This window comes from Streptomyces sp. NPDC030222, assembly GCF_055573115.1.
Genome location: NZ_JBVICA010000011.1, coordinates 219,188 through 240,095 on the forward strand (window position 1 = coordinate 219,188; position 20,908 = coordinate 240,095).

At 69.9% G+C, this 20,908-nt stretch carries 18 protein-coding genes; 7 read left to right on the forward strand and 11 right to left on the reverse strand.

Annotated elements, in window-relative coordinates; all coding sequences use genetic code 11:
* Positions 1–131 precede the first annotated feature (131 nt).
* Positions 132–869 (reverse strand): VOC family protein, encoded by a 738-nt coding sequence (locus ACZ4Z5_RS18430; RefSeq protein ID WP_468263722.1) that lies wholly within the window; start codon positions 867–869, stop codon positions 132–134.
* Between the two features lie 214 nt (positions 870–1,083).
* Positions 1,084–2,043, reverse strand: a complete 960-nt coding sequence (locus ACZ4Z5_RS18435) for a LysR family transcriptional regulator (protein WP_468263725.1) — start codon at positions 2,041–2,043, stop codon at positions 1,084–1,086.
* Between the two features lie 92 nt (positions 2,044–2,135).
* Between ACZ4Z5_RS18435 and ACZ4Z5_RS18440 the strand changes: the two genes are divergently transcribed.
* A complete protein-coding gene (locus ACZ4Z5_RS18440; protein ID WP_468263728.1) occupies positions 2,136–3,143 on the forward strand; it encodes a DMT family transporter in 1,008 nt (335 codons plus the stop codon).
* A 1,911-nt stretch (positions 3,144–5,054) separates the two neighbouring features.
* Here ACZ4Z5_RS18440 and ACZ4Z5_RS18445 read toward each other — a convergent pair.
* From ACZ4Z5_RS18445 to ACZ4Z5_RS18460, 4 genes are all read right to left on the reverse strand, one after another.
* The gene (locus tag ACZ4Z5_RS18445) at positions 5,055–5,294 is read right to left on the reverse strand and encodes a hypothetical protein (protein ID WP_468263730.1); all 240 of its coding nucleotides are present in this window, start codon (positions 5,292–5,294) and stop codon (positions 5,055–5,057) included.
* A gap of 226 nt (positions 5,295–5,520) precedes the next feature.
* Positions 5,521–5,817 (reverse strand): hypothetical protein, encoded by a 297-nt coding sequence (locus tag ACZ4Z5_RS18450; protein WP_468263733.1) that lies wholly within the window; start codon positions 5,815–5,817, stop codon positions 5,521–5,523.
* Positions 5,818–6,143: 326 nt separating this feature from the next.
* A complete protein-coding gene (locus ACZ4Z5_RS18455) occupies positions 6,144–6,590 on the reverse strand; it encodes an FG-GAP repeat domain-containing protein (RefSeq protein ID WP_468263736.1) in 447 nt (148 codons plus the stop codon).
* Between the two features lie 53 nt (positions 6,591–6,643).
* Positions 6,644–7,231: a TetR/AcrR family transcriptional regulator gene (locus ACZ4Z5_RS18460; RefSeq protein ID WP_468263738.1), complete on the reverse strand. Its 588-nt coding sequence runs from the start codon at positions 7,229–7,231 to the stop codon at positions 6,644–6,646.
* A gap of 81 nt (positions 7,232–7,312) precedes the next feature.
* On the opposite strand from ACZ4Z5_RS18460, the gene ACZ4Z5_RS18465 reads away from it, so the two are divergent.
* The 4 genes from ACZ4Z5_RS18465 (at position 7,313) to ACZ4Z5_RS18480 (ending at position 11,337) form a co-directional block, all read left to right on the forward strand.
* Positions 7,313–8,218, forward strand: coding sequence for an oxidoreductase (locus ACZ4Z5_RS18465; protein WP_468263741.1), 906 nt, complete (start codon positions 7,313–7,315; stop codon positions 8,216–8,218).
* 145 nt (positions 8,219–8,363) lie between these two features.
* Positions 8,364–8,675: a hypothetical protein gene (locus ACZ4Z5_RS18470; protein WP_468263744.1), complete on the forward strand. Its 312-nt coding sequence runs from the start codon at positions 8,364–8,366 to the stop codon at positions 8,673–8,675.
* Between the two features lie 103 nt (positions 8,676–8,778).
* Complete coding sequence (locus ACZ4Z5_RS18475) at positions 8,779–9,447, forward strand: NAD(P)H-binding protein (protein ID WP_468263747.1); 669 nt, start codon at positions 8,779–8,781, stop codon at positions 9,445–9,447.
* 387 nt (positions 9,448–9,834) lie between these two features.
* On the forward strand, positions 9,835–11,337 hold the full coding sequence (locus ACZ4Z5_RS18480) for a carboxylesterase/lipase family protein (protein ID WP_468263750.1): 1,503 nt from the start codon (positions 9,835–9,837) through the stop codon (positions 11,335–11,337).
* A 263-nt stretch (positions 11,338–11,600) separates the two neighbouring features.
* Here ACZ4Z5_RS18480 and ACZ4Z5_RS18485 read toward each other — a convergent pair whose 3' ends face one another.
* From ACZ4Z5_RS18485 to ppdK, 4 genes are all read right to left on the reverse strand, one after another.
* Complete coding sequence (locus ACZ4Z5_RS18485) at positions 11,601–11,927, reverse strand: hypothetical protein (protein WP_468263753.1); 327 nt, start codon at positions 11,925–11,927, stop codon at positions 11,601–11,603.
* 171 nt (positions 11,928–12,098) lie between these two features.
* Positions 12,099–12,461: a hypothetical protein gene (locus tag ACZ4Z5_RS18490; RefSeq protein WP_468263756.1), complete on the reverse strand. Its 363-nt coding sequence runs from the start codon at positions 12,459–12,461 to the stop codon at positions 12,099–12,101.
* A gap of 161 nt (positions 12,462–12,622) precedes the next feature.
* Positions 12,623–13,084 carry a universal stress protein gene (locus ACZ4Z5_RS18495; protein WP_468263759.1) on the reverse strand — a complete coding sequence of 154 codons (462 nt, stop codon included), beginning with the start codon at positions 13,082–13,084 and terminating at the stop codon, positions 12,623–12,625.
* 455 nt (positions 13,085–13,539) lie between these two features.
* On the reverse strand, positions 13,540–16,212 hold the full coding sequence (gene ppdK, locus ACZ4Z5_RS18500; protein WP_468263819.1) for a pyruvate, phosphate dikinase: 2,673 nt from the start codon (positions 16,210–16,212) through the stop codon (positions 13,540–13,542).
* A 430-nt stretch (positions 16,213–16,642) separates the two neighbouring features.
* On the opposite strand from ppdK, the gene ACZ4Z5_RS18505 reads away from it, so the two are divergent.
* A complete protein-coding gene (locus tag ACZ4Z5_RS18505; RefSeq protein ID WP_468263762.1) occupies positions 16,643–16,909 on the forward strand; it encodes a hypothetical protein in 267 nt (88 codons plus the stop codon).
* A 149-nt stretch (positions 16,910–17,058) separates the two neighbouring features.
* Here the strand turns inward: ACZ4Z5_RS18505 and katG are convergent, their stop codons facing one another.
* Positions 17,059–19,290 (reverse strand): catalase/peroxidase HPI, encoded by a 2,232-nt coding sequence (katG, locus tag ACZ4Z5_RS18510; RefSeq protein WP_468263765.1) that lies wholly within the window; start codon positions 19,288–19,290, stop codon positions 17,059–17,061.
* A gap of 229 nt (positions 19,291–19,519) precedes the next feature.
* Here katG and ACZ4Z5_RS18515 point away from each other — a divergent pair, with 229 nt between their 5' ends.
* Positions 19,520–19,936 carry a Fur family transcriptional regulator gene (locus ACZ4Z5_RS18515; RefSeq protein WP_468263768.1) on the forward strand — a complete coding sequence of 139 codons (417 nt, stop codon included), beginning with the start codon at positions 19,520–19,522 and terminating at the stop codon, positions 19,934–19,936.
* Positions 19,937–20,908 lie beyond the last annotated feature (972 nt).

The following is a 20,908-nucleotide window of genomic DNA, read 5'->3' on the forward strand; positions in this document are numbered from 1 at the left end:
CTACGTCCGTCACGCCGGCACCATCCGTGGTCTTGCGTTGGGTCAGGCTGTCGTGAGTTGGCGGCCGGGGAGGGTGGGGCCTGGAGCCGCGCCCTGCCGCACGGCCATGAGGGAGCGGACGGAGTTCCGCGTCAGCCCCGGCCGAGGACGCAGAACTCGTTGCCCTCCGGGTCGGCCAGGACGACCCAGGAGACATCACCCTGACCCACGTCGGCACGTATCGCGCCGAGGCCTTCGAGCCGGGCGACCTCCCTCGCCTGATCCTCGACGGGGTCGGACATCACGTCGAGATGGACACGGTGCCATACGACCTCGCCGTCGGGCGTACGGCGGAACTCCAGGTACGGCCCGACGCCCTTGACGGAGCGCAGCAGGGCGCGGTCGTCGGTCAGCTCGTGGACGGTCCAGTCGATCGCTTCGCCCCAGAACCGGACCATGGCCCGTGGGTCGGCGCAGTCGACGACCACGGCGGCTATCGGCCCGGTGTCCCGGTAGAGCTCCCGGGGCTCCAGGACGCTGAACACGTTGCCTTCCGGGTCGGCCATCACCGTCCACGGCACGTCGCCCTGGCCCACATCGGCGGGCGTCGCCCCGAGCTCCTTCAGACGTGCGACCAACTCCGCCTGATGGGCGTCGGAGGTGGTGGCGAGCTCGATGTGCACACGGTACTTCACCGTCTCCGGGTCCGGGACGCGGACGAGATCGATGCAGACGGCGGACGGGTCCGGCCAGGCGAAGCCCACGGGTTCCAGGTTGGTGACGCCGGGCCCTTCGCTGGAAACACCCCAGCCGAGCGCCTCCGCCCAGAACCGGCCGAGCGCCGAGTCGTCCCGGGCCTTGAAGTTCACCTGGACAAGCTGCAGCGTCATGCCACATACCCTAGGCGATCCGCCATCGGGCGGGTGTGCGAAATTCAGAGCGACGCCAACCCGGACAGTGACTACCCCCACCGCCTGAGCCGGACACCTCTCCTACGAAACGGGCACCTCCCCGAAACCGCAGCGGTCGAGCACCGTGATCAGCTCCTGGAAGCCCTGCGCGCGGGACGACAACGGTGCCACGCCGAGGTGAGACTCAATCAGTTCAGGTGGCTGGTAGCCCAGCTCCCCGCGCCCGTTCTGGGTGGGTGTCATCCCCGGCGATGTCATGGTTCTGGATCGTCCGGGCCGCGTGGCGCAGTTCCGTGAGGACCGTGCGGACCGCCGTGCGGGCGGTGCGTTCGGGGCGGCAAAGGGCGTCGATGTGGCGTCTGGCCCGGACGCCGCTGAGGGGGCGCAGGACGAGGGCCGGATGGGAGCGCATGGTCCAGCGGGGCATCAGCGCAAGGCCTCCGCCCGCGGCAACGGCTTCCGCGGCCACCGCGAACTCATTGATGCGATGGACCAACCGCAGCCTGCGCCCGGCCGCGGCGGAGATCGCCTCGATGGTCGCCATGACCGGGAAGCCGTCGTGCACGGTGATCCACGGCTCGTCGGCCAGGTCCCGTGGTGTCACCCGCTGCCTGAGGGCCAGCCGGTGGCCGGCCGGCATCGCCACGTCGAGCGGCTCGCGCAGCAGCGTGGTCACGGTCACCGGGCGCGGCCACGGCGGGGCGTGGTCCAGGCGGTGCGCGAGTACAAGGTCGTACTCCCGGGTCAGCCGCGGGAACTCCTCCTGCGGTACGTCCTCGTCAGCGAGCGCCAGTCGGGGCGCACCGGGCCGGGCCAGGGCGCGCAGCAGCAGCGGGAAGAAGGCTGCGCCTGCGCTGTGGAACGCGGCCACCGACACCTCGCCGTCCGGCCTGCCGGTGAACTCCTCCACTGCGTTCCGAGCCCTGGCCAGCGCCGTCTCCACGTCGGCCGCTGCGCCCGCCAGTGCCTGTCCGGCGTCGGTGAGCACCAGGCGCCGGCCGTCGCGCTCGGTCAGCGGCACTGGGATCGAGCGCTGCAGTAGCCGCAGCTGCTGCGAGATGGCCGACGGCGTCACCAGCAGCGCCTCGGCGACCGCGGTGACGCTGCCGAGTTCGCCCAGCTCCCGCAGGATCCGCAGCTGTCGTTCGTCCATGTCCGCAGAGTACGCAATGATGTAGGGATACTAAAGGTTCGTTTTAGACACTGGTTCTGTGCTTCAGGGACGGTCTGGTGCACCGTAGGCGGGTGTCCGACGCTCGCCGTACCGATGCGGTACTCCTCCTGGTCGCGCTCGTCTGGGGTTCCAGCTATCTGTCCGCCCAGACCGCCGTCTCCGCCCTGCCCGTCCTGACCGTCCTGTTCGCCCGGTACGCGCTCTCCTCCCTCGCCTGTCTCGGCTTGGTCGGCGCCACCCGCCGCGGTCCGCGCCGCTGGACCCGCGACGAGGTCCGCGCCGGTGTGCCGCTGGGCCTGACCCAGGCGGCCGTCCTGGTGGTGGAGACGTACGGCGTCGCCCACACCAGTGCCGCCAACGCGGGGCTCATCATCAGCCTGACCATCGTGCTCACGCCTCTCCTGGATCGCTCGGGCCATCCCGGTGGTCTGCCCCCCGCGTTCTACGTCGCCGCCGGAGTCTGCGTCCTGGCCGTCGGCCTGCTGATGTCCGGCAACGGCTTCCACGCGCCCCGCCTCGGCGACCTGCTGATGCTTGCCGCGGCAGGCATCCGCGCGGTGCACGTGGCACTCGTCGGCCGGCTCACCGCGCGCCGGGCCGTCCGGCCACTGCACCTGACGACGCTGCAGACGCTGGTCGGCACGGTGCTGTTCCTGGGGCCGGCCGCGTCCGGCCTGCCCGGCCTCGTCCGCGCCCACGCCGCGACCTGGGCCCAGCTGCTGTATCTCGCCCTGTTCTGCAGCGTCTTCGCCTTCCTTGCCCAGACCTGGGCGGTACAGCGCACCTCCGCCAGCCGCGCCAGCCTATTGCTGGGCACGGAGCCCGTATGGGCCGCGGCGGTCGGCGTGGCCCTCGGCGGCGAGCATTTCGGCCCGCTGACCGGTCTGGGTGCGGCGCTGATGGTCGCCGGGACCTATTGGGGGCAGGCGGTGGAACGGACCCATCGCGCCACGTCTCTGTCCGCCGGCCCGCCGGGCACCGAGGCACGCACTCGTGCCGTCGGCACTGACACGTCGGACGCAGTACCCCGTACCCAAGGGGACCCCGTATGCCCGACCACGACACCTATCGGCAGTTGATCTCCCTGCTCGACACCTCCCGCGTCGCCCATCGCCCCTACCACGAACCCGTGGGGGGCACCGAGGCCGCCTGCGAAGCGGCGACGGGCGGTGTGCTGAGGGTGAAGGTGGACGGGCGCCCCTCGCCGGGCCGGAGCTCGTCGCCGATCCCAAGTCGTGCGGCAGGCAGCGCTGTCGAGCATGCCCGCAGGCGACCCGGATGCCTTCAGGCAGCGGCTACGGCCGGTAGACAGCCCGCCCGACACTGAACCGGCCGTACACACCAGCGCCGTGCACCTCGTACACCAGTGAGCCGGCGACGTCCTCGTCGACGGCTGCTTCCCGCACGTGAGCGTGCCCGATGGACGGGCTCGGGCGGAGGCCGGGCGGGAAACGTTCCAGCGGGTGCGGCATCCGTTGACGGGTCAGCTGGACGAGTTGCCGGCCGTGGACTCCTCGATCGGGCCCCGGAGCCCTGGCCCGGACGACAGGGAACAAGTAGCCCGCCAGTAGGGGTGCCGGTATCACCTGCCGCGCTGCGGAGGGCGGGTGTCACCACTGCGGCCTTGCTAAGGGGCGATGTCGGCGCACACCACAGTGGCCTGGACGAAGACGTCCTCGTCGGCACCATTGACAATCGACACGACCCAGCCGACTGCCACGCCGGCGCTGGTGAGCGGGAGACTGCTGTAATCACCCGGCCATGGGCCGACGATCGTCTCCCCGCCGCCGGTGGCAACGTCTCCGGGGTCACACGTGATGATGGACTGGGTGGCAACCCCCGGGGGCGCTGTTTGCTCCGGCCCGGGGCGCGTGTAGGTGGTCGTCGGACCGGCCGGGCCCGTCGCCCCGGTGGCACCAGTACTGCCGGCAGGCCCCGTCGGCCCAGTAGCACCGGTGGTACCAGCAGGGCCCGTCGCCCCGGTAGCACCAGTACTGCCGGCAGGCCCCGTCGACCCGGTGGGGCCCGGGTCGCCAGTGGGCCCGGTTGGTCCAGTAGGTCCGGTCTGGCCCTTGCATCGATCTCCGCCGTTGTCGCCTGCCGCGTCGCCGAACGCCTGGTCGCCGTACGGGTACTTGTCACACCTGTCGCTCCCCGGTACCGGTGCCTTGCTCACCCCCGCCGTCACGGGGCCGGGTGCGCTGGCCAGGGTGGGCGCGGCAAGGCCGAGCATCATCAGGGACAGTGCCGCCATGGAGACGCCGGTGACCAGCTTGGCGCGTTGGGGAAGTGGTCCGAATCCGCGGTCAGGACGCATGAGTGCACCGCTCTCTGGGTCAAGTGAGTCCGTCGATGGAGCACGCGAGGCTCCCGGGGTACTTCCCTGGCCATGGTTCGGTCGTGCCCGGGGGACCATTGAGAGACACGCTTGGTCGTCAGCTCAACAGGCCTATAAGACAGATGAACGGGACACGCCGCTGTGTTGTTGATCGCTGCGGATACTCCGACTGGGCCGTCTTCCCACTCGGGAGCCCGAAGGGACCACCCGCACCGAAGCCGCCAGCGTCTGCAGGGTCTTCGGGAAACTCGGGTGCCGTCACTGACTTCGGCTCGTCAGGGTGAACCTTCATGTCCCTGATGACGTGCCCGGCATTGTAATCCGGGCGGGTTTTTCGAGCCTCGCTCCCCTTTGTCGTTCAATTCACTTTGTCGACCAGGCCGTCTGTGGATTTCGTGCGGATGCTCAATTCGGCATCGTCACCGCCGGCTCCTCAAGGAGACTCGTCGCGTCTTCGTAGCCGGCCGGCTCCGCATCCGGTGGCGGGGGTGTCGAACATGGGCTGGTCCTGCCTCGGGCGGGAGACCGGCCTTGGTACTGGTGAGCTCTCGTATTCGACTGTCGCCAGTGCCCGAGGAACCCAGCCCCTGGATGACCGTGTGTGGTCGCCGGGGGCGTATCAACTCCATGTTCCGGAGTGCGGCGGTAGCGGTCAGCCGGCGGTGAGCTGGTTCGGCACACGCCCGGAGGCGCGAGGTTCCTGCAGGTCGGGGACCACCAGAGTGTCGCCGGACTGCAGGTCGCCGAGCTGCTGCTGGCGGCGGCCGGAGAACGGCGTGCCGTCCTGCGGGCGGCCCAGGTCGTGGGGGTGGGTGCTGCTTTGGCCACGACAGCGCAGACGTTCACCGCCGGTTTCGATACGGCCAGCACGATCGCACTCTCCGGCATGCACATCGTCATCGCCGCACTCGTGCTCCTCGCCCTGGTAGCACTGACCCGCCGCACAGTCACCCGAGCGGGAATGCGTCAGTCGTGGACGGCGCCGATGACCGCGCGACACGCACGGGCTTGTGCAGCAGCGGTTGGTCTCGATCGCATGCGAGGAAGTTCTGTGGCATGCCCAGATGGTCCAAAACAGCCTGGACAGCAAAGGTTTGTTCGACAGCCTTCTTCGAGAATCAGGTGCCAGAGTTGTCGACGAACCCCACGATATCGAGGAATTCGATTTTGGGCGGGACTCCATAAATCCCCGTCACCTTGCCGATGAGCTCCTCCGTGAAGAAGGAGCGGCCTTTCTCCTCGTTATCCCACAGGTAGAAGTTCCTTGCCTGAACTCCGTCTTCGTCGACCATGAAGCTCTTGAAGCGAAGGCCGGCCATGCCTTCGAACGGTCCGCGGAGTTCGCCGGCAATCTTTACGAGAGTTGAATGATCGAACTTGTCGGTCTGCGTGAAAGTCACGAGCACGCCGATCACCGGGCCTCCTATCGATTGGGTGAGCAACGGTCGATCGAGTGATACTGGCTGCGGATCCTAGTACACGCGGCCGGAAATTCCGGTCTTTACTGAGGCTGAACTCGTGGTGTCGCGGGGGCTAGTCGTTGCAGTACTGCCTGACCTGGGCGGACTAGGTTGGGTCAATGTGCCCGAGCGCGCGCCCCGGGATGTCCCGGGGCGCGCTCAGCCCTTCATGCGGTGCTCTGGGCGGCGGACGTGGTCGACCTCCGCCGACGCGCCAACGATGCCGCAGTCACGGGCTGGCGCTATCCGGTGTGAGGTGCGGGGCCCGGACGCGGCTGCGGTCAGTACAGGTTGTGCCCGCTCCAGCCGGTGCCGATCTGGGTGCGCGTGCCGAGCGTGCCGGTGCCGGTGCCGTCGTACCGGTACCGGCGGCCGAAGGCGTCCCGGCCCAGCAGGTCGTTCTTGCCGTCGCCGTTCAGGTCGCCCGTGCCGATGAGGGTGCAGCCGCCCCAGCCCGAACCGATCTTCACGGCCTTGGTGAGCCCGCCGGACGCAGTACCCGCGTACCGGAACAGCTCGCCCGTCGCGTCCTTCCGCGCGAGGAGGTCGGCGATGCCGTCGCCGTTCAGGTCGCCGCTGCTGACGAACGCGTATCCCGTCCACCCGGTGCCGATCCGCTTCGACGGAGCCGTCGGGAGGGTGGCGCCGCTGCCGCACTTCGGCTCGTACAGCCAGAGTTCACCGTTGGTCTTGTGGACGAGAATGTCGTTGCAGCTGTCCCCGGTCATGTCCCCGAACGGCACAAGCGTGGTGGAACGGTTCTGCTGGCCCGGGCCGGACTTCAGCGGGGGGCGAGGCCGTGGACCAGGTGATGGACGACTTCGTCGAGGTCCTCCAGGGCGCCGTCTGGGAATGAGCGGTGTGCCACGAGGCTCGCGAGGCCTTGCAGGGTGGCGACCGCGACGAGGGAGACCCGGGCGGGATCCCCCGGGATGGCCTCGCCCCGGTCCTGTCCGTCCGCGATCATCCGCAGAAAGGCCGCCATGATGCGGTCGACGGCTGCGGTCAGCTCCTCCGGGGCGTTCGGGTCGTACTTACGGGTCTGCATCACGTCCAGCAGTTCAGCGTTGTGGAGCGCGAAGTCCATGTAGGTCCTTGCGAACGAGACGAGTCGGCGCTCGAGCGTCTCTTCGGCGTTGTCGGCTTCTTCCAGGGAGCCCGCCAGGCGTTCGAAGCCGACGACCGCCAGTGCGTCGAGCAGCGCCTGCTTGTCCTTGAAGTGACGCCCCGGTGCGGCATGGCTCACCCCGATCTCGCGGGCGAGTTCCCGCAGGGCAAGCGCGGCGGCGCCCTTCTCTCGCAGGGTGCGCTCTGCGCTGGTCAGCAGGGCGGAGCGAAGGTCTCCGTGGTGGTAAGGGCGTTTGACCATGCCCCTCAGCATATCCGGAATGTTGCCGTCGCCATCTTTGTTGTCATTGACAGCATTGTTGTCGGAGTCTACATTCAGGGTATGGGTACTGACTGGAACGCCACCGACCTCCCCGACCTCTCCGGCCGCAGGGCCGTCATCACCGGAGCCAACAGCGGGCTCGGGATCATCACCGCCCAAGCTCTCGCCCGGGCCGGCATGCACGTCGTCCTCGCCGTCCGTAACCCCGACCGCGGCCGCGCCGCGGCCGCGATGATCAGCGGCAGCGCCGAAGTCCGCCGGCTCGACCTGGCCGACCTCGCCTCGGTGCGACAGTTCGCCGCCTCCTGGCAGGGCTCCCTGGATGTGCTGATCAACAACGCGGGCGTGATGATGCTCCCGCAGCAGCAGACCAAAGACGGCTTCGAGATGCAGTTCGGCACCAACCACCTGGGCCATTTCGCACTGACGAACCTGCTCCTGCCGCACATCACCGACCGCGTCGTGGCCCTGTCCTCCCTCGCCCACCGCCGGATCGACGCCATCGATTTCGACGACCCCGACCACACCGGCGACTACGACCAGACGCGCGCATACGCCCAGTCCAAGCTGGCGAACCTGCTGTTCACCCTCGAACTCCAGCGCCGCCTCACACGTGCTGGATCACCCGTACGCGCCCTGGCCGCACACCCCGGCTGGGCCTCGACCAACCTGCAAAGCCGCGTCGGTAACCCGCTGGCTCGACTGTCCCTCCTCATCGGCAACAAGCTGATGGCCCAGGACCCCAAGGCGGGCGCGCTCCCGACCCTGTACGCCGCCACCCAGGATTTGCCCGGAGCCTGCTACGTCGGTCCCAAGGGCTTCGCTGAGCTGCGCGGCGCCCCGACACTGGTCGGCCGCACCCCCGCGGCCAGCGACTCCGAAGCCGCCAAGCGACTGTGGACGATGTCCGAGGAACTCACGGGCACGACGTTCCCGCTCACCCTGGAGCAATCCCAACGGTCCTGAGGCGCCGAAGCCAGCTGCGCACCCGATTTCCCCGATTCGAGACTCAGCCCGCCGTCCGCTGGATGACTGGACGGCGGAACTGGCGGAGCTGCGGTCCGGAGATCCACCCGGATCCGCCCTTCGGAGAGCAGGGAGATGTTCGCTGTTGTCCCCCACCCAGTCCGTGGCCAAGCGCCGGGTGCTGTGTGACCTACCCGGTGCGCAGGCGGGGGTGCTGGAGCACAACGTCTCTGCCGAGGCCGCCGCCCGCTCTGAAGCGGCCCTCGCCAACTCCGGCCTGGCCGCGTCGGTGCGCGTTCACCTTGCCCGAACAGGGCGGGCGGAGCAGCTGTGCTCGCAGGCGATCATGGTGGCGGGTGCGATGTGGACCCATGCCCGGCCGTCCGCAGCCATCCTCTCCACCTACGAGGCCACCCCTCCCCGGCCACATTGCGGATGGACCTTTCCTTCGCGCTGAGGGAGACCCTGGCGACGCTCATCGCCGGCATGCTCACCCGCGGTACCTCCTGATTACAGCCCCTCCATTCTTCCCTCTGTTCATCCTCACTTCCGGAGCAGTCATGCGTGTGGTCATCTTCGGTGCGTCCGGCATGGTCGGACACGGTGCGCTGCGCGCCTGCCTGCTGGACGAGGGCGTCACCGAGGTACTCGTGGTCGTCCGCAAGCCCTTGAACCTGGGGCACCCGAAGGTCCGGGAGATCGTCCACACGGACTTCACCGACTACTCGGCCATCCGGGGCGAGTTGAAGGATCTGGACGCCTGCTTCTTCTGCTTGGGTGTCTCCGCCGCCGGCCGCCGTGAGGACGAGTACACCCGTATCACCTACGACTACGCACTCGCCGCCGCCCGAGCCGTGAGCGCCGCCAGCCCTTCACCGACCTTCGTCTACGTGTCCGGGCAGGGCACCGACAGCACGGAGGCGGGCCGTTTCATGTGGGCGCGGGTCAAGGGCCGCACCGAGAACGCGCTGCTGGCGATGCCGTTCCGCGCGTACATGTTCCGACCCGGCTACATCCAGCCCGTGAGCGGCACCCCCTCCAGGACACCCCTGTACCGGGTTCTGTACCGGGTCACGGCCCCCTTGTACCCGCTGCTGCGTCGCCTGGTCCCCAACCACGTGACCACGACCGACGCCCTGGGGCGCGCGATGATCACCGCCGTCCGGCTCGACGGCAGCGGCCCGTCGGTCCTCCACAACGCCGACATCAATCGTCTCGGCGCGGCCTGAAGGCACCCCGCGCGACAGGTGCGTGACCTGCGCGGGCGGCTCGACCGTCGCACGGAGACTTCCCCGGCCTCCGCCACGTGAGTCGCCGCGTGCCCGGTTGGACCACCACCGTGATCTCCGGGCGCGCGGCGCTGCACCACCCTGTCCGTCCGGGCGGGGAGCACCACTCGACCACACGAGGGGGCACCACTATTGATCAGAAGCTCAAAGGGTTCTCTTCGACGGTGTAACGGACGTGGGAGCCGTGGAAGTAGCCGCGGATGATGTGGGGCCGGCGTTGGCGTCGACGGAAGAACCGTCGTTTCTCCGCGGCGAGTTCGGACTGGTTCCTGGCAAGCTGAAGCCTCGCGCTCCCCGGCGATCCGGCAACCGAGAGGCAATATTCCGATGGACACCTTCAAGACGAAGAATGGTTCGGTCCAAGGTTTTCGGGCCTCTGCCGGAGTCGTCGCCGTCCTTGGCATCCCCTATGCCGCCCCGCCATTCGGCGCCGATCGGTTCCGGGAACCTCTCCCGGCACCGGCGTGGAGTGGAGTGCGGGACTGCACGGCCTTCGGCCCGGTCGCTCCGCAGTCAGCAGAGCTGCCCGGCGCACCCGTGTGGTCACCAGACGATGAGGACATCCTCACCGTCAACATATGGACCCCGGCCCCCGAGGGGGGCCGTCTGCCCGTCCTGGTCTGGATCCACGGCGGTGCCTACACCTTCGGGTCCTCAGCCCAACCCGACTTCGACGGAACCGAGCTGGCCCGCGTCGGTCTGGTCGTGGTCACCCTCAACTACCGGCTCGGCTTTGAAGGTTTTGGCCACGTGCCCGCCGCCGGAGCAATCGCCTATCCGGACAACCGGGGCCTGCTCGACCAGGTCGCGGCCCTACGCTGGGTTCGTGAGAACATCGCGGCCTTCGGTGGCGACCCTGGCAATGTCACGGTCGCCGGCCAGTCCTCCGGGGCCGCCTCGGTTGCCTGCCTGATGGTGATGGACCGCGCCCGCGGCCTGTTCCACCGTGCCATCGCTCACAGCGCCGCCAGCCCTTGCTACACGCTCGAAATCGCCGCGGCGACCACCCGTGAGATCGCTGCGGCAGCGGGCTGCCCCGCCACACCCGAAGGCCTGACATCTGCGACTCCGCAGAAGCTGGTCATCGCCTCCGACAAGGTGGTCAACGCCTACCGGCGTGACCCCGCCTCTGGATCCCGCCACTACGACCCTTCGCTCTACGCCCCCGTCCTTGATGGCGACGTCCTACCCACCGACCCCCTCACGGGGATGGCATCCGGTGCGACCCGGGAAGTGGACCTGCTGGTCTGCCACACCACAGAGGAGTACTGGCTGCTCGACGCCGTCGGCAGCAGCGCGAAAATCACCACCGATGAACAGCTGGCTCTCTTCGCCAGAGACTTCCACCTCCCTGACGGCCTGGTGGCCGGCTATCGCGCTGCGATGCCCCACGCCCCGGTGCTCGACGTCTACCTCGCCGTTTTCGGGGATCTCCTATTCGGCGAGTACAGCAACCGACTCGCCGAGCTTCACGCCCAAGCCGGCGGCCGGGCGTTCCTATCGCGTTTCGATCGTCGGCGCACCGGTCCGAACGGGATCGTGCGGGCCTGGCACTGTGCGGACATCCCCTTCGTCTTCGGCAACATCGACACCGACTGCCTGGCTTTCCTCATCGGCGGCGCACCCACAACCGCAGACTACGGACTGGCACGCCGCATGATGCGCGCGTGGGCTGATTTCGCTGCCACCGGGAACCCGGGCTGGCCATCGGTCAACAACTCCACCGTCCAGGCCAAGATATGGAGCACTGAGGACGACTCCGTCGATGTCAAGGCCGCCGCCGTCCGTGCTCTTTGGGTCAAGGCCGACTTCCCAGTCCTGTGTCCGTGAACTGGGGAACCACCCCGGCATCCCGAAATCCATGTAGTTACTCAGCGCACATTCGCCTTTTCCCGTCCCATGAGCTGCGCAACGAATGGCCGCCGCCGATGTTGTCGCACCCGGGGCGCGCAGTGGGCGCAGACCGCCGTCGACCGGCCCGGAGCCCGCCACCTGCCCAATGCAGTTTCTGGGCATCCCGCCGGAGAAGGTGCCCGTCGGCATCGACGACGACCGCTTCTGGAAGGGCCCGCGCAGTGTCCGTGGCGGGCCGGTCAGTTGCAGCCGTGCGAGCACGACGTCGTCGTGCCGTTCGCGGCGGGTTTGTCGTCGTCGCAGCCGTCGTCGCAGACGAGTTCGCCTTCCCAGGCCTCCTTGCCTTCCATGACGGCGAAGGCGGCGATGACGAACCCGGCGACCGGGTCGAGCCGGGTCCAGCCGAAGAGGGCAAAGGCCAGCAGCCCGGCGAAGGTAGACACCGACAGCCAGGCGCACAGCTTGGTCTCGGCGGCGTCCGCGACGACCAAGCGGGAGTTCATCTCCTGCCCGGCCTTGCGCTTGACCCGGGCCAGCCACGGCATGATCACGATGGACAGCTTCATGTCCGTTCGTCGCCTGCTTGCCACCGCCGCGGCCGCCCTGCTCGGAGACCTCGTACTCGCCGCACCAGCGGCAGCGCACGACCTGGCCCAGTCCGCCGACGTCGAGGCATACACCCTGACCACCGCGCGATTCCGGGCCACCGCGGCCGCTGCTGAGGCTGGTCGGCGCGGTCATCGGCGGGCTGGCGCGGGCCCGCTCCCGCCGCACCGGCTGACCACCGTGGATGCGCGCGCCTCCAGCTCCGCCGCGGTCACGCCCCGCGGGCGGTCACCCCGCGAAAGCACCCCACAGGCAGCGGCGCCGGAGGCCAGAACTGCGGCGCCGGAGGTCACCGACGAGGCCGGCAGGGCGACCGCGAGGACGAGGCAGCCGACCACCCCGACGACCGGGACGATCCGCGCCGGTCGGCCCTCGTCCGGGGCGAGAGTCCGGGCGGAGGCGTTGGCGATGGCGATGGCGTAGTAGGCGAGCACCCCGAAGGACGCGTACGCAGGGCAGGAGAGGGCTCGTGAGATTGTCCCCTCGATGAACATGAGCGCGCACACCACCATGCCTCGTGGCACCGCCCTCGCCCTCGGCGCCACAGTGTGTGGACGACCGAAGCCGTTACCCCACCGGTCCCGGAGCCGGAAGTGCACCCATCGCAGACGTCATGGTCGGACCCGGGTCCGACCGGCCTCGCCCACCGCCGGGCTCAGGGCGCCGCGGCCTCCACCGCGGCATCCGGACGGACGATGGTCACCGGACAGGGCGCGTGGAGCGCCACCTGCTGGCTCACCGACCCCAGCAGCAGCCGGCGGAAGCCGCCACGCCCCCTGCTGCCCACCACCAGCAGCTCGGCGCCCTCCGCCGCCTTCACCAGGATCTCGGCCGGGTTGCCGCGCGCCAGGCGCTCACGCACCTGGGCGGCGCCGGCCTCACCGAGCACAGTGCGGACCTCCTCCACGAGACCGCGCTCGGCCTCTTCCTCGTCGAACTGCGTGTCGACCGCCGGGGCGGACCAGGACTCGGCGCCGGGCAACTCCCAAGCTGCGACCGCCTCCACGGTGCCGCCCACGAGACCGGCGTACCGGACGGCCCAGCGCAGCGCCGCGTGCGACGAGGGCGATCCGTCCACGCCCACCACGATCCGCGGAGTCGGATCCTGCTCGCCCATACGCTTCTACCCTTCCGTCCATGCATGTCCGCAATGAGTCAACCGCGGACACTGTGCCATGCGAGGGCAGCCGGGACCGGTACGGACCGACAGACGCGGAGAGCCGTGTCGCCCCGGCGATCCGCAGCTCGGCCGCCGGTGTGGGGGCCTCCGTCCTGGTCCGGGCCACGCCACCGAGCAGCCACAGGACGATGTCGTCGACTTCGACGCCGTTCCGGCGGGCCACGACCGCGTGCGCCGGCTCATGAGCGAGGAGCGAGGCGAGGAACACGCCCTGCCATCAGGCCGACCACCCGGTACACCACCCACAGCAGGTCGGGACACGTGTCCGTGAGCCGTCCCTGGGCCGCCCAAGGCGATGATCCCGAAGACGGCCGGGACGCTCCGGTGCGCGCCGACAAGGACCCCGGCGATCCTGCCCGTCCCCGGCGTTGCCCCTCATCGCCGCCCCCTGTTCAAAGAGCCGCCCGGCCGGCTTCCAGTCGTGCGACCGGCACCCGGAACGGCGAGCAGGAGACGTAGTCGAGTCCTGCGTCGTGGAAGAACCGGACGGAAACCGGGTCACCGGCGTGTTCTCCGCAGACGCCGAGGCCCAGGTCCGGACGCACCGCACGGCCCTCGGTCACCGCGATGCGGACAAGGCGGCCCACTCCGTCCTGGTCGATGGTCTCGAACGGCGACGTCTGGAAGACGCCCTTGTCGAGGTAGGCGGGGAAGAACGCGGCCTCGACGTCGTCGCGGGAGAAGCCCCAGGTGGTCTGGGTGAGGTCGTTGGTGCCGAAGGAGAAGAACCGTGCTTCCTCGGCGATGTCGCCCGCGGTCAGCGCCGCCCTGGGCAGCTCGATCATCGTTCCGACCGGGCAGTCGACCGCGACGCCGGCTTCCGTGGCCACAGCGGCGAGGACGCGGTCCACCTCGTCCCGTACGAGCCGCAGCTCCTCCACGCTTCCGACGAGGGGCACCATGATCTCGGCACGGGGGTCGCCGCCTGCCCGTATGCGGGTCACGACCGCCTCGGCGACGGCCCGTACCTGCATGGCGACGAGACCGGGCACGACCAGTCCGAGCCGTACGCCGCGAAGGCCCAGCATCGGGTTCTCCTCGCGCATGCGGGTGACGGCGGCCAGGAGGGCGGCGTCCCGTGGGTCGGGCGTGCTGCCGCCGGATTCCGCCCGGGCGACCCGGACGGCCAGCTCCGTGCGGTCGGGCAGGAACTCGTGCAGGGGCGGGTCCAGCAGGCGCACGGTCACCGGCAGGCCGTCCATGGCTTCCAGGATCCCGACGAAGTCCTGGCGCTGGAGCGGCAGGAGTGCGGCCAGTGCGGCTTCGCGCTCGGGGCCGCCCTGCGCGAGGACCAGGGCCTCGACAAGGGGACGCCTGTCGCCGAGGAACATGTGCTCGGTACGGCAAAGGCCGATGCCCTGGGCGCCGAAGCGGCGTGCTCGCTCGGCGTCCTCGGGGGTGTCCGCGTTGGCCCGCACCTCCAGTCGCCGCGCCGCGTCGGCTTCCCGCATCATCCGGTGGACGTACCGGACCGTCTCCTCGGCGCCAGGGGCCGGCTGTCGACCGCCGCCCTCGAAGTAGCGCATGACCTCCGAGTCGACCATCGGCACGGCACCCAGGCGCACCAGCCCTTCGGTGCCGTCCACGGAAACGACGGTGCCCTCGGGGACGGTCAGGTCCCCGGTGACGAAGCAGCGCGCCCGCGAATCCACGACGATGCCCTCCGCCCCGCACACGCACACCTTGCCCATGCCGCGCGCGACGACCGCTGCATGACTGGTCTTCCCTCCGCGACTGGTCAGCACCGCCTGGGAGGCAACCATGCCGGGCAGATCGTCCGCCGTGGTTTCGTCGCGTACGAGAACGACCTTCTCGCCGGCACCTGCCCGTCGTACCGCTTCCGCGGAGTCGAAGACGACCGCGCCCACCGCCGCGCCGGGCGAAGCAGGGACGCCCCGGGCGATCACGTCCTCCGCGCCGGTCGTGGCGAAGCACGGGAACATCAGCCGTGCCAGACCCGCTCCGTCGACGCGGGCGAGGGCCTCCCGGGGCGTGATCAGCCCTTCGTCGGCCAGCTGCGAGGCGATGCCGAAGGCGGCCCGGGCCGTGCGCTTGCCCACCCGGGTCTGGAGTATCCACAGGGTGCCGTGCTCGATGGTGAACTCGATGTCGCACAGATCGCGGTAGTGGGCCTCCAGACGGGCCGAGTACTCGCGTAGCCGCGCGAAGGACTCCGGATCGAGTGCCGCCAGCTCCTCCACGGCAACCGGTGTCCGGGCGCCCGAGACGACGTCCTCGCCCTGGGCGTTGGGGAGATAGTCGCCGTACACGCCGGGGCGACCGGTCGCCGGGTCGCGGGTGAAGGCGACGCCGCTGCCGGAATCCGGCCCCAGGTTGCCGAAGACCATGGTCTGGACGGTGACCGCGGTTCCGAGGTCGTCCGGGATGTGCTCGCGGCGCCGGTAGAGCCGGGCACGCTCGCCGTTCCACGACGCGAACACGGCGAGCACCGCCTGCCGCAGCTGTTCGGCCGGGTCCTGCGGAAACTCGCGGCCGGTCCGCTCATGAATCAGGTCCTGGAACGACTCGACGATCCTGATGAGGTCGCAGACGTCCAGCCGGCTGTCGTCCGGAACCCGGTGCTGCTCCTTCACACGGGCGAGGGTCTTCTCGAAAAGGGCGCCGTCGACCCCCATGACCGTGGTGCCGAACATCTGCACGAGGCGCCGGTACGAGTCCCAGGCAAACCGTTCGCGCTCCGGCGTCTTGGCCAGCCCGAGGACCGAGTAGTCATTCAGCCCGACATCGAGGACGGTCTCCATCATTCCCGGCATCGAGACCCGCGCCCCGGACCTCACCGCGACCAGCAACGGGTCGACCGCCTGCCCCAGGCTCCTTCCTGTCGCCCGTTCCAGGGCCGCGAGGTGGTCGTCGATCTGAGCCGCCATCCCGGGCGGGGGCTCACCGGTGGCCAGGAACACCCGGCACGCCTCGGTGGTGACCGTGAAACCCGGCGGCACCGGCAGTCCCATGCCCGCCATCTCCGCGAGGTTCGCGCCCTTGTTGCCGAGCAGGCCCGCCATGCCCCGGCCGCCTTCGGCGAAGTCGTACACATAGGTGGTCATGGCTGTCCGCCCGTCTCCACGGTGGTCACCGGGCCGCAGCAGATGCCCGGCCGGCGGATGCGCCGGCACGGTCCACACTGCCCGCTCACCGTTCCCGTAGGAGAGGGCCCGAACGTCCCTGTTGCGGGACGACCGGCCCTTGGCAGGGGAGGCACGGACCGGCCCGTCCATGGACACCTGCACCGGCCGCAGCGTCGGCGGGCGGGGCGGCGGGGCCTGCTTCCCGTCCTCCCGCAGGCGGTCCAGGGCTGCGGAGAGTTCCGCGCGGCGGCGGATGCCGAGATTGCGGTGGACGTGGGTCGGATGGGTCTCGACGGTGCGTCGGGCGAGGTGCCGGAGTTCGCCGATCTCGGCGTTCGTCCGGCCGCCGGCGGCGAGTACGGCGATGCGCGGCTCGCTGTCGCTCAGTGCGGCCGGCACGCCGCTGAAGGTGACCGCCCAGCCGCACACCTGGGAGCAACCCCGCAGCCGGCACTGCCTGATCGACAAGCCCCCGGCCCAGGTGGCTCCGCCGCCCCTGGAGCGGGATGCGCCCTTGTGGGTGGCCTCGTCCGGGGCCGTACCGGCGGGCGAGAAACAAGTTCACCGCCCAGGGCACCCGGGACCGCACGGTCCGCGCTCCCAGGCCCGTGACTTCGCCCATTTCCGGCCGCTGCTGGAGGAACTGGTGCGGCCCGGCATCACGCCCGGTTGCTGAGCCCGCCGCAAGAAGCAGCAAGAGCAGCGGTCGGGGCTCGTGTCGAAAGGCCTTCACAAAAGCCTGGAGCGGGCCCCGGTCCCGAGTGCCCGCCCCCGCACGGGCGCTCGTCCGGGCCGGCCCGTGAGGGGCCGGCCCGGAGGCCGGGATCAGCCGAGGTCGAACCGGTCCAGGTTCATGACCTTGTCCCAGGCGGACACGAAGTCCTTGACGAACTTCTCCTTCGCGTCGTCGGAGGCGTAGACCTCCGCCAGGGCACGCAGCTCCGAGTTCGAGCCGAAGACCAGGTCGGCGCGGCTGCCGGTCCACTTGAGCTCGCCCGTGACGGCGTCACGGCCCTCGAAGGTGTTCGCGTCCCCGGACGTCGCCTTCCACGTCGTGCCCAGGTCGAGCAGGTTGACGAAGAAGTCGTTCGTCAGCGTCCCGGGGGCGTTCGTGAAGACGCCGAGCGAGGACTGCCGGTGGTTCGCGCCCAGCACGCGGAGACCACCGACCAGGACCGTCATCTCGGGGGCGCTCAGGGTCAGCAGATTCGCCCGGTCGAGCAGCAGGAACTCGGCCGGGAGCCGGTTGCCCTTGCCGATGTAGTTGCGGAACCCGTCGGCGGCCGGCTCCAGCGCGGCGAACGACTCGACGTCCGTCTGCTCCTGCGAGGCGTCCACGCGGCCCGGCGTGAACGGCACCCGGACGTCGAATCCCGCGTCCTTGGCACCCTGCTCGACGGCCGCGCAGCCGGCCAGCACGATCAGGTCGGCCATCGAGACCTGCTTGCCGTCGGACCGCGCGGCGTTGAAGGACTGCTGGATGCCCTCCAGGGTGCGCAGGACCGTCGCCAGCTGGTCGGGGCCGTTGGCCTCCCAGCCGCTCTGCGGCTGGAGACGGATGCGTCCGCCGTTGGCTCCGCCGCGCTTGTCGCTGCCGCGGAACGACGAGGCCGACGCCCACGCCGCGGAGACCAGTTGGGACACGGACAGGTCCGAGCCGAGGACCTGCTCCTTGAGGGCGGCGATGTCCTGCGCGTCGATCAGCTCGTAGGTCCGCGCCGGGAGCGGGTCCTGCCACAGCAGCGTCTCGGTCGGGACTTCGGGGCCGAGGTAGCGGACGACCGGGCCCATGTCGCGGTGGGTCAGCTTGAACCAGGCGCGGGCGAACGCGTCCGCGAAGGCCTCGGGGTCCTCGTGGAAGCGCCGCGCGATCGGCTCGTAGACCGGGTCCAACCGCAGCGAGAGGTCGGTCGTCAGCATGGTCGGGGCGTGGCGCTTCGACGGGTCGTGGGCGTCGGGCACGGTATCCGCCCCGGCGCCGCCCTTCGGCCGCCACTGGTGCGCCCCTGCGGGGCTCTCGAACAGCTCCCACTCGTAGCCGAAGAGGATGTCGAAGAAGCTGTTGTCCCAGGTCACCGGGGTGTTCGTCCAGATGCCCTCGAGGCCGCTGGTGATCGCGTCAGCGCCCTTTCCGGTGCCGAACGTACTCTTCCAGCCGAGGCCCTGCTGCTCCATCGGGGCCGCCTCGGGGTCGTCGCCGACGTGGTCCGCCGGGCCCGCTCCGTGGGTCTTGCCGAAGGTGTGGCCGCCCGCGATCAGTGCGACCGTCTCCTCGTCGTTCATGGCCATACGGCGGAACGTCTCACGGATGTCGCGGGCCGCGGCGATCGGGTCCGGGGTGCCGTTCGGGCCCTCCGGGTTCACGTAGATGAGACCCATCTGGACGGCACCGAGGGGGTTCTCCAGCTCCCGGTCGCCGGTGTAGCGCTCGTCGGCGAGCCAAGTGGTCTCAGGGCCCCAGTAGACGTCCTCGTCGGGCTCCCAGACGTCCGGGCGGCCGCCGCCGAAGCCGAAGGTCTTGAAGCCCATCGACTCGAGCGCGACGTTTCCGGAGAGGATCATCAGGTCCGCCCACGAGAGGCTCTGGCCGTACTTCTTCTTGACCGGCCACAGCAGGCGGCGGGCCTTGTCGAGGTTGCCGTTGTCCGGCCAACTGTTCAGCGGAGCGAAGCGCTGCTGGCCGGCGCCGGCGCCGCCACGGCCGTCACTGATCCGGTAGGTGCCGGCACTGTGCCAGGCCATGCGGATGATGAACGGGCCGTAGTGACCGAAGTCGGCGGGCCACCAGTCCTGCGACGTGGTGAGCACCTCGGCGATGTCGCGCTTCACGGCGGGCAGGTCGAGGGCCTTGAACGCCTCGGCATAGTCGAACTCCTCACCGAGCGGGTTGGCCACGGCAGGGTTCTTGGCGAGGATCTTCAGGTTGAGCCGCTCGGGCCACCACTGGCGGTTGCCGCCCCCCTGCGTAGGGTGCAGGGCGCGCTCGTGCGCGACCGGACAGCCGCCTCCGCCCTCCGGCTTCGGATCAGTGACGATTGCGTCATGGTTCTCAGGCATGGGAATCCTTCCAGATCAGGCGGATCACTGTGCTCAGGAACTAACGGGCGGCGGAACAGTCAGGGCACTGGTCCCGGTCCGGGAACCTTCATCACGTGCGCTTCCCTGCTGTCGTCCTGTCCCTTGGTTGTCACCAGAACCGATCCTACGATGGACAAAGTCCAAGTCAATGCGACACCGGAACCACATGGGCCGGTTCCGCGGAGAGCGCACGGTTAGGGTGGCGGGCATGAGCGATCTGCTGGAACGACTCCGGGGCCGCGGCTGGCGCATGACGGCCCAGCGCCGGGTGGTCGCCGAGGTGCTCAGCGGCGAGCATGTCCACCTCACCGCGGACGAGGTGCTCGCGCGCGCCACCGCCCGCCTGCCGGAGGTTTCCCGCGCCACCGTGTACAACACCCTCGGCGAGCTCGTCGCGCTCGGCGAGGTGACCGAGGTGTCCACCGACGGCCGGGCCAAGCGCTACGACCCGAACGCCCACCACCCCCATCACCACCTGGTGTGCTCGGGCTGCGGCGCGATCCGGGACGTCCACCCGGTCGGCGACCCCCTGGACGACCTGCCCGCCTCGGAGCGGTTCGGCTTCACCGTGTCGGGCGTCGAGCTGACGTACCGGGGCCTGTGCCCCGATTGCGCCCGCCTCTGAGCACAGCGCTCCGCGGGCGACCGAGCGGCAGGTAGGCAGCACTTCCGAGGGCGGGGATCACCGGCAGAGACCCTTACTGGCGATCGAGCGTTCGACCCAATCGCCCCCTTCGTATCCGCCTATCGACAGGACTGCCGGCTGCCCCTTCTCTCGGTTCCGCGCTCGACAGCGCGTCGATGTCACGGCTGCATCTGCGTTCTGGCTGCCGGCCGGACCCGGGATCCCGCTCGACGGGTCCGACTTCTTCATCATCGGTGTGGCGAATCCGGTGATCGCCGAGGAGTTCGGCGCGAGTCCGGCCCAACAGGGTCTGCCCTCGGCCACGGCGATCGCCGGAGCCGCCCTCGGTGCCGCCGTCCTCGGCCGTCCCGGCGACCGCATCGGGAGCAGCCGGCGGAGCCGCCTCACGGCCCGGCTCGGGCCCCCGCCTCCCTTCGCCTGGACGACGGCCCATGAACTCAATGAACGAAAGGGTGACCGGAACGCCCGTGCCGGGCCATGGTCTTGGGAACACTCCACCGACCGCCGGGCGGTTCGCGCGGGCGCTGATAACCGGCCGTATGCGGCGTCGGATGGTCAGGGCTCGCCTCATGGCGCCCGGATCCGGGCCGGGCTCCGGCCCGGAATCCAGCATTCCATTGCGGGCGTGGAAGAAATCCAGGACCGAATCCACGGGACGGGCGCCACCGGGTTTATCCGCGCTTTATACGCTCACCGTGCCGATAGCGACGGAAAGACGAACGACGCCCCGGGAAACGGGAGAATCGTCGACAGCCCGGCGAACTCAGGTGCGGTCTCGATACCCCATAGGGGCCTATGCCCCGGGCGGAGCAAGTCCCTGTGCCCTCGGTGTTTCGTCCGGGTGAATTCAAGAATGCGGGCGCGGGGGGGGGGGGGGGGGGGGGGGGGGGGGTGGGGGGGGGGGGGGGGGGGGGGGGAGGGGGGGGGGGGGGGGGGGGGGGGGGGGGGACG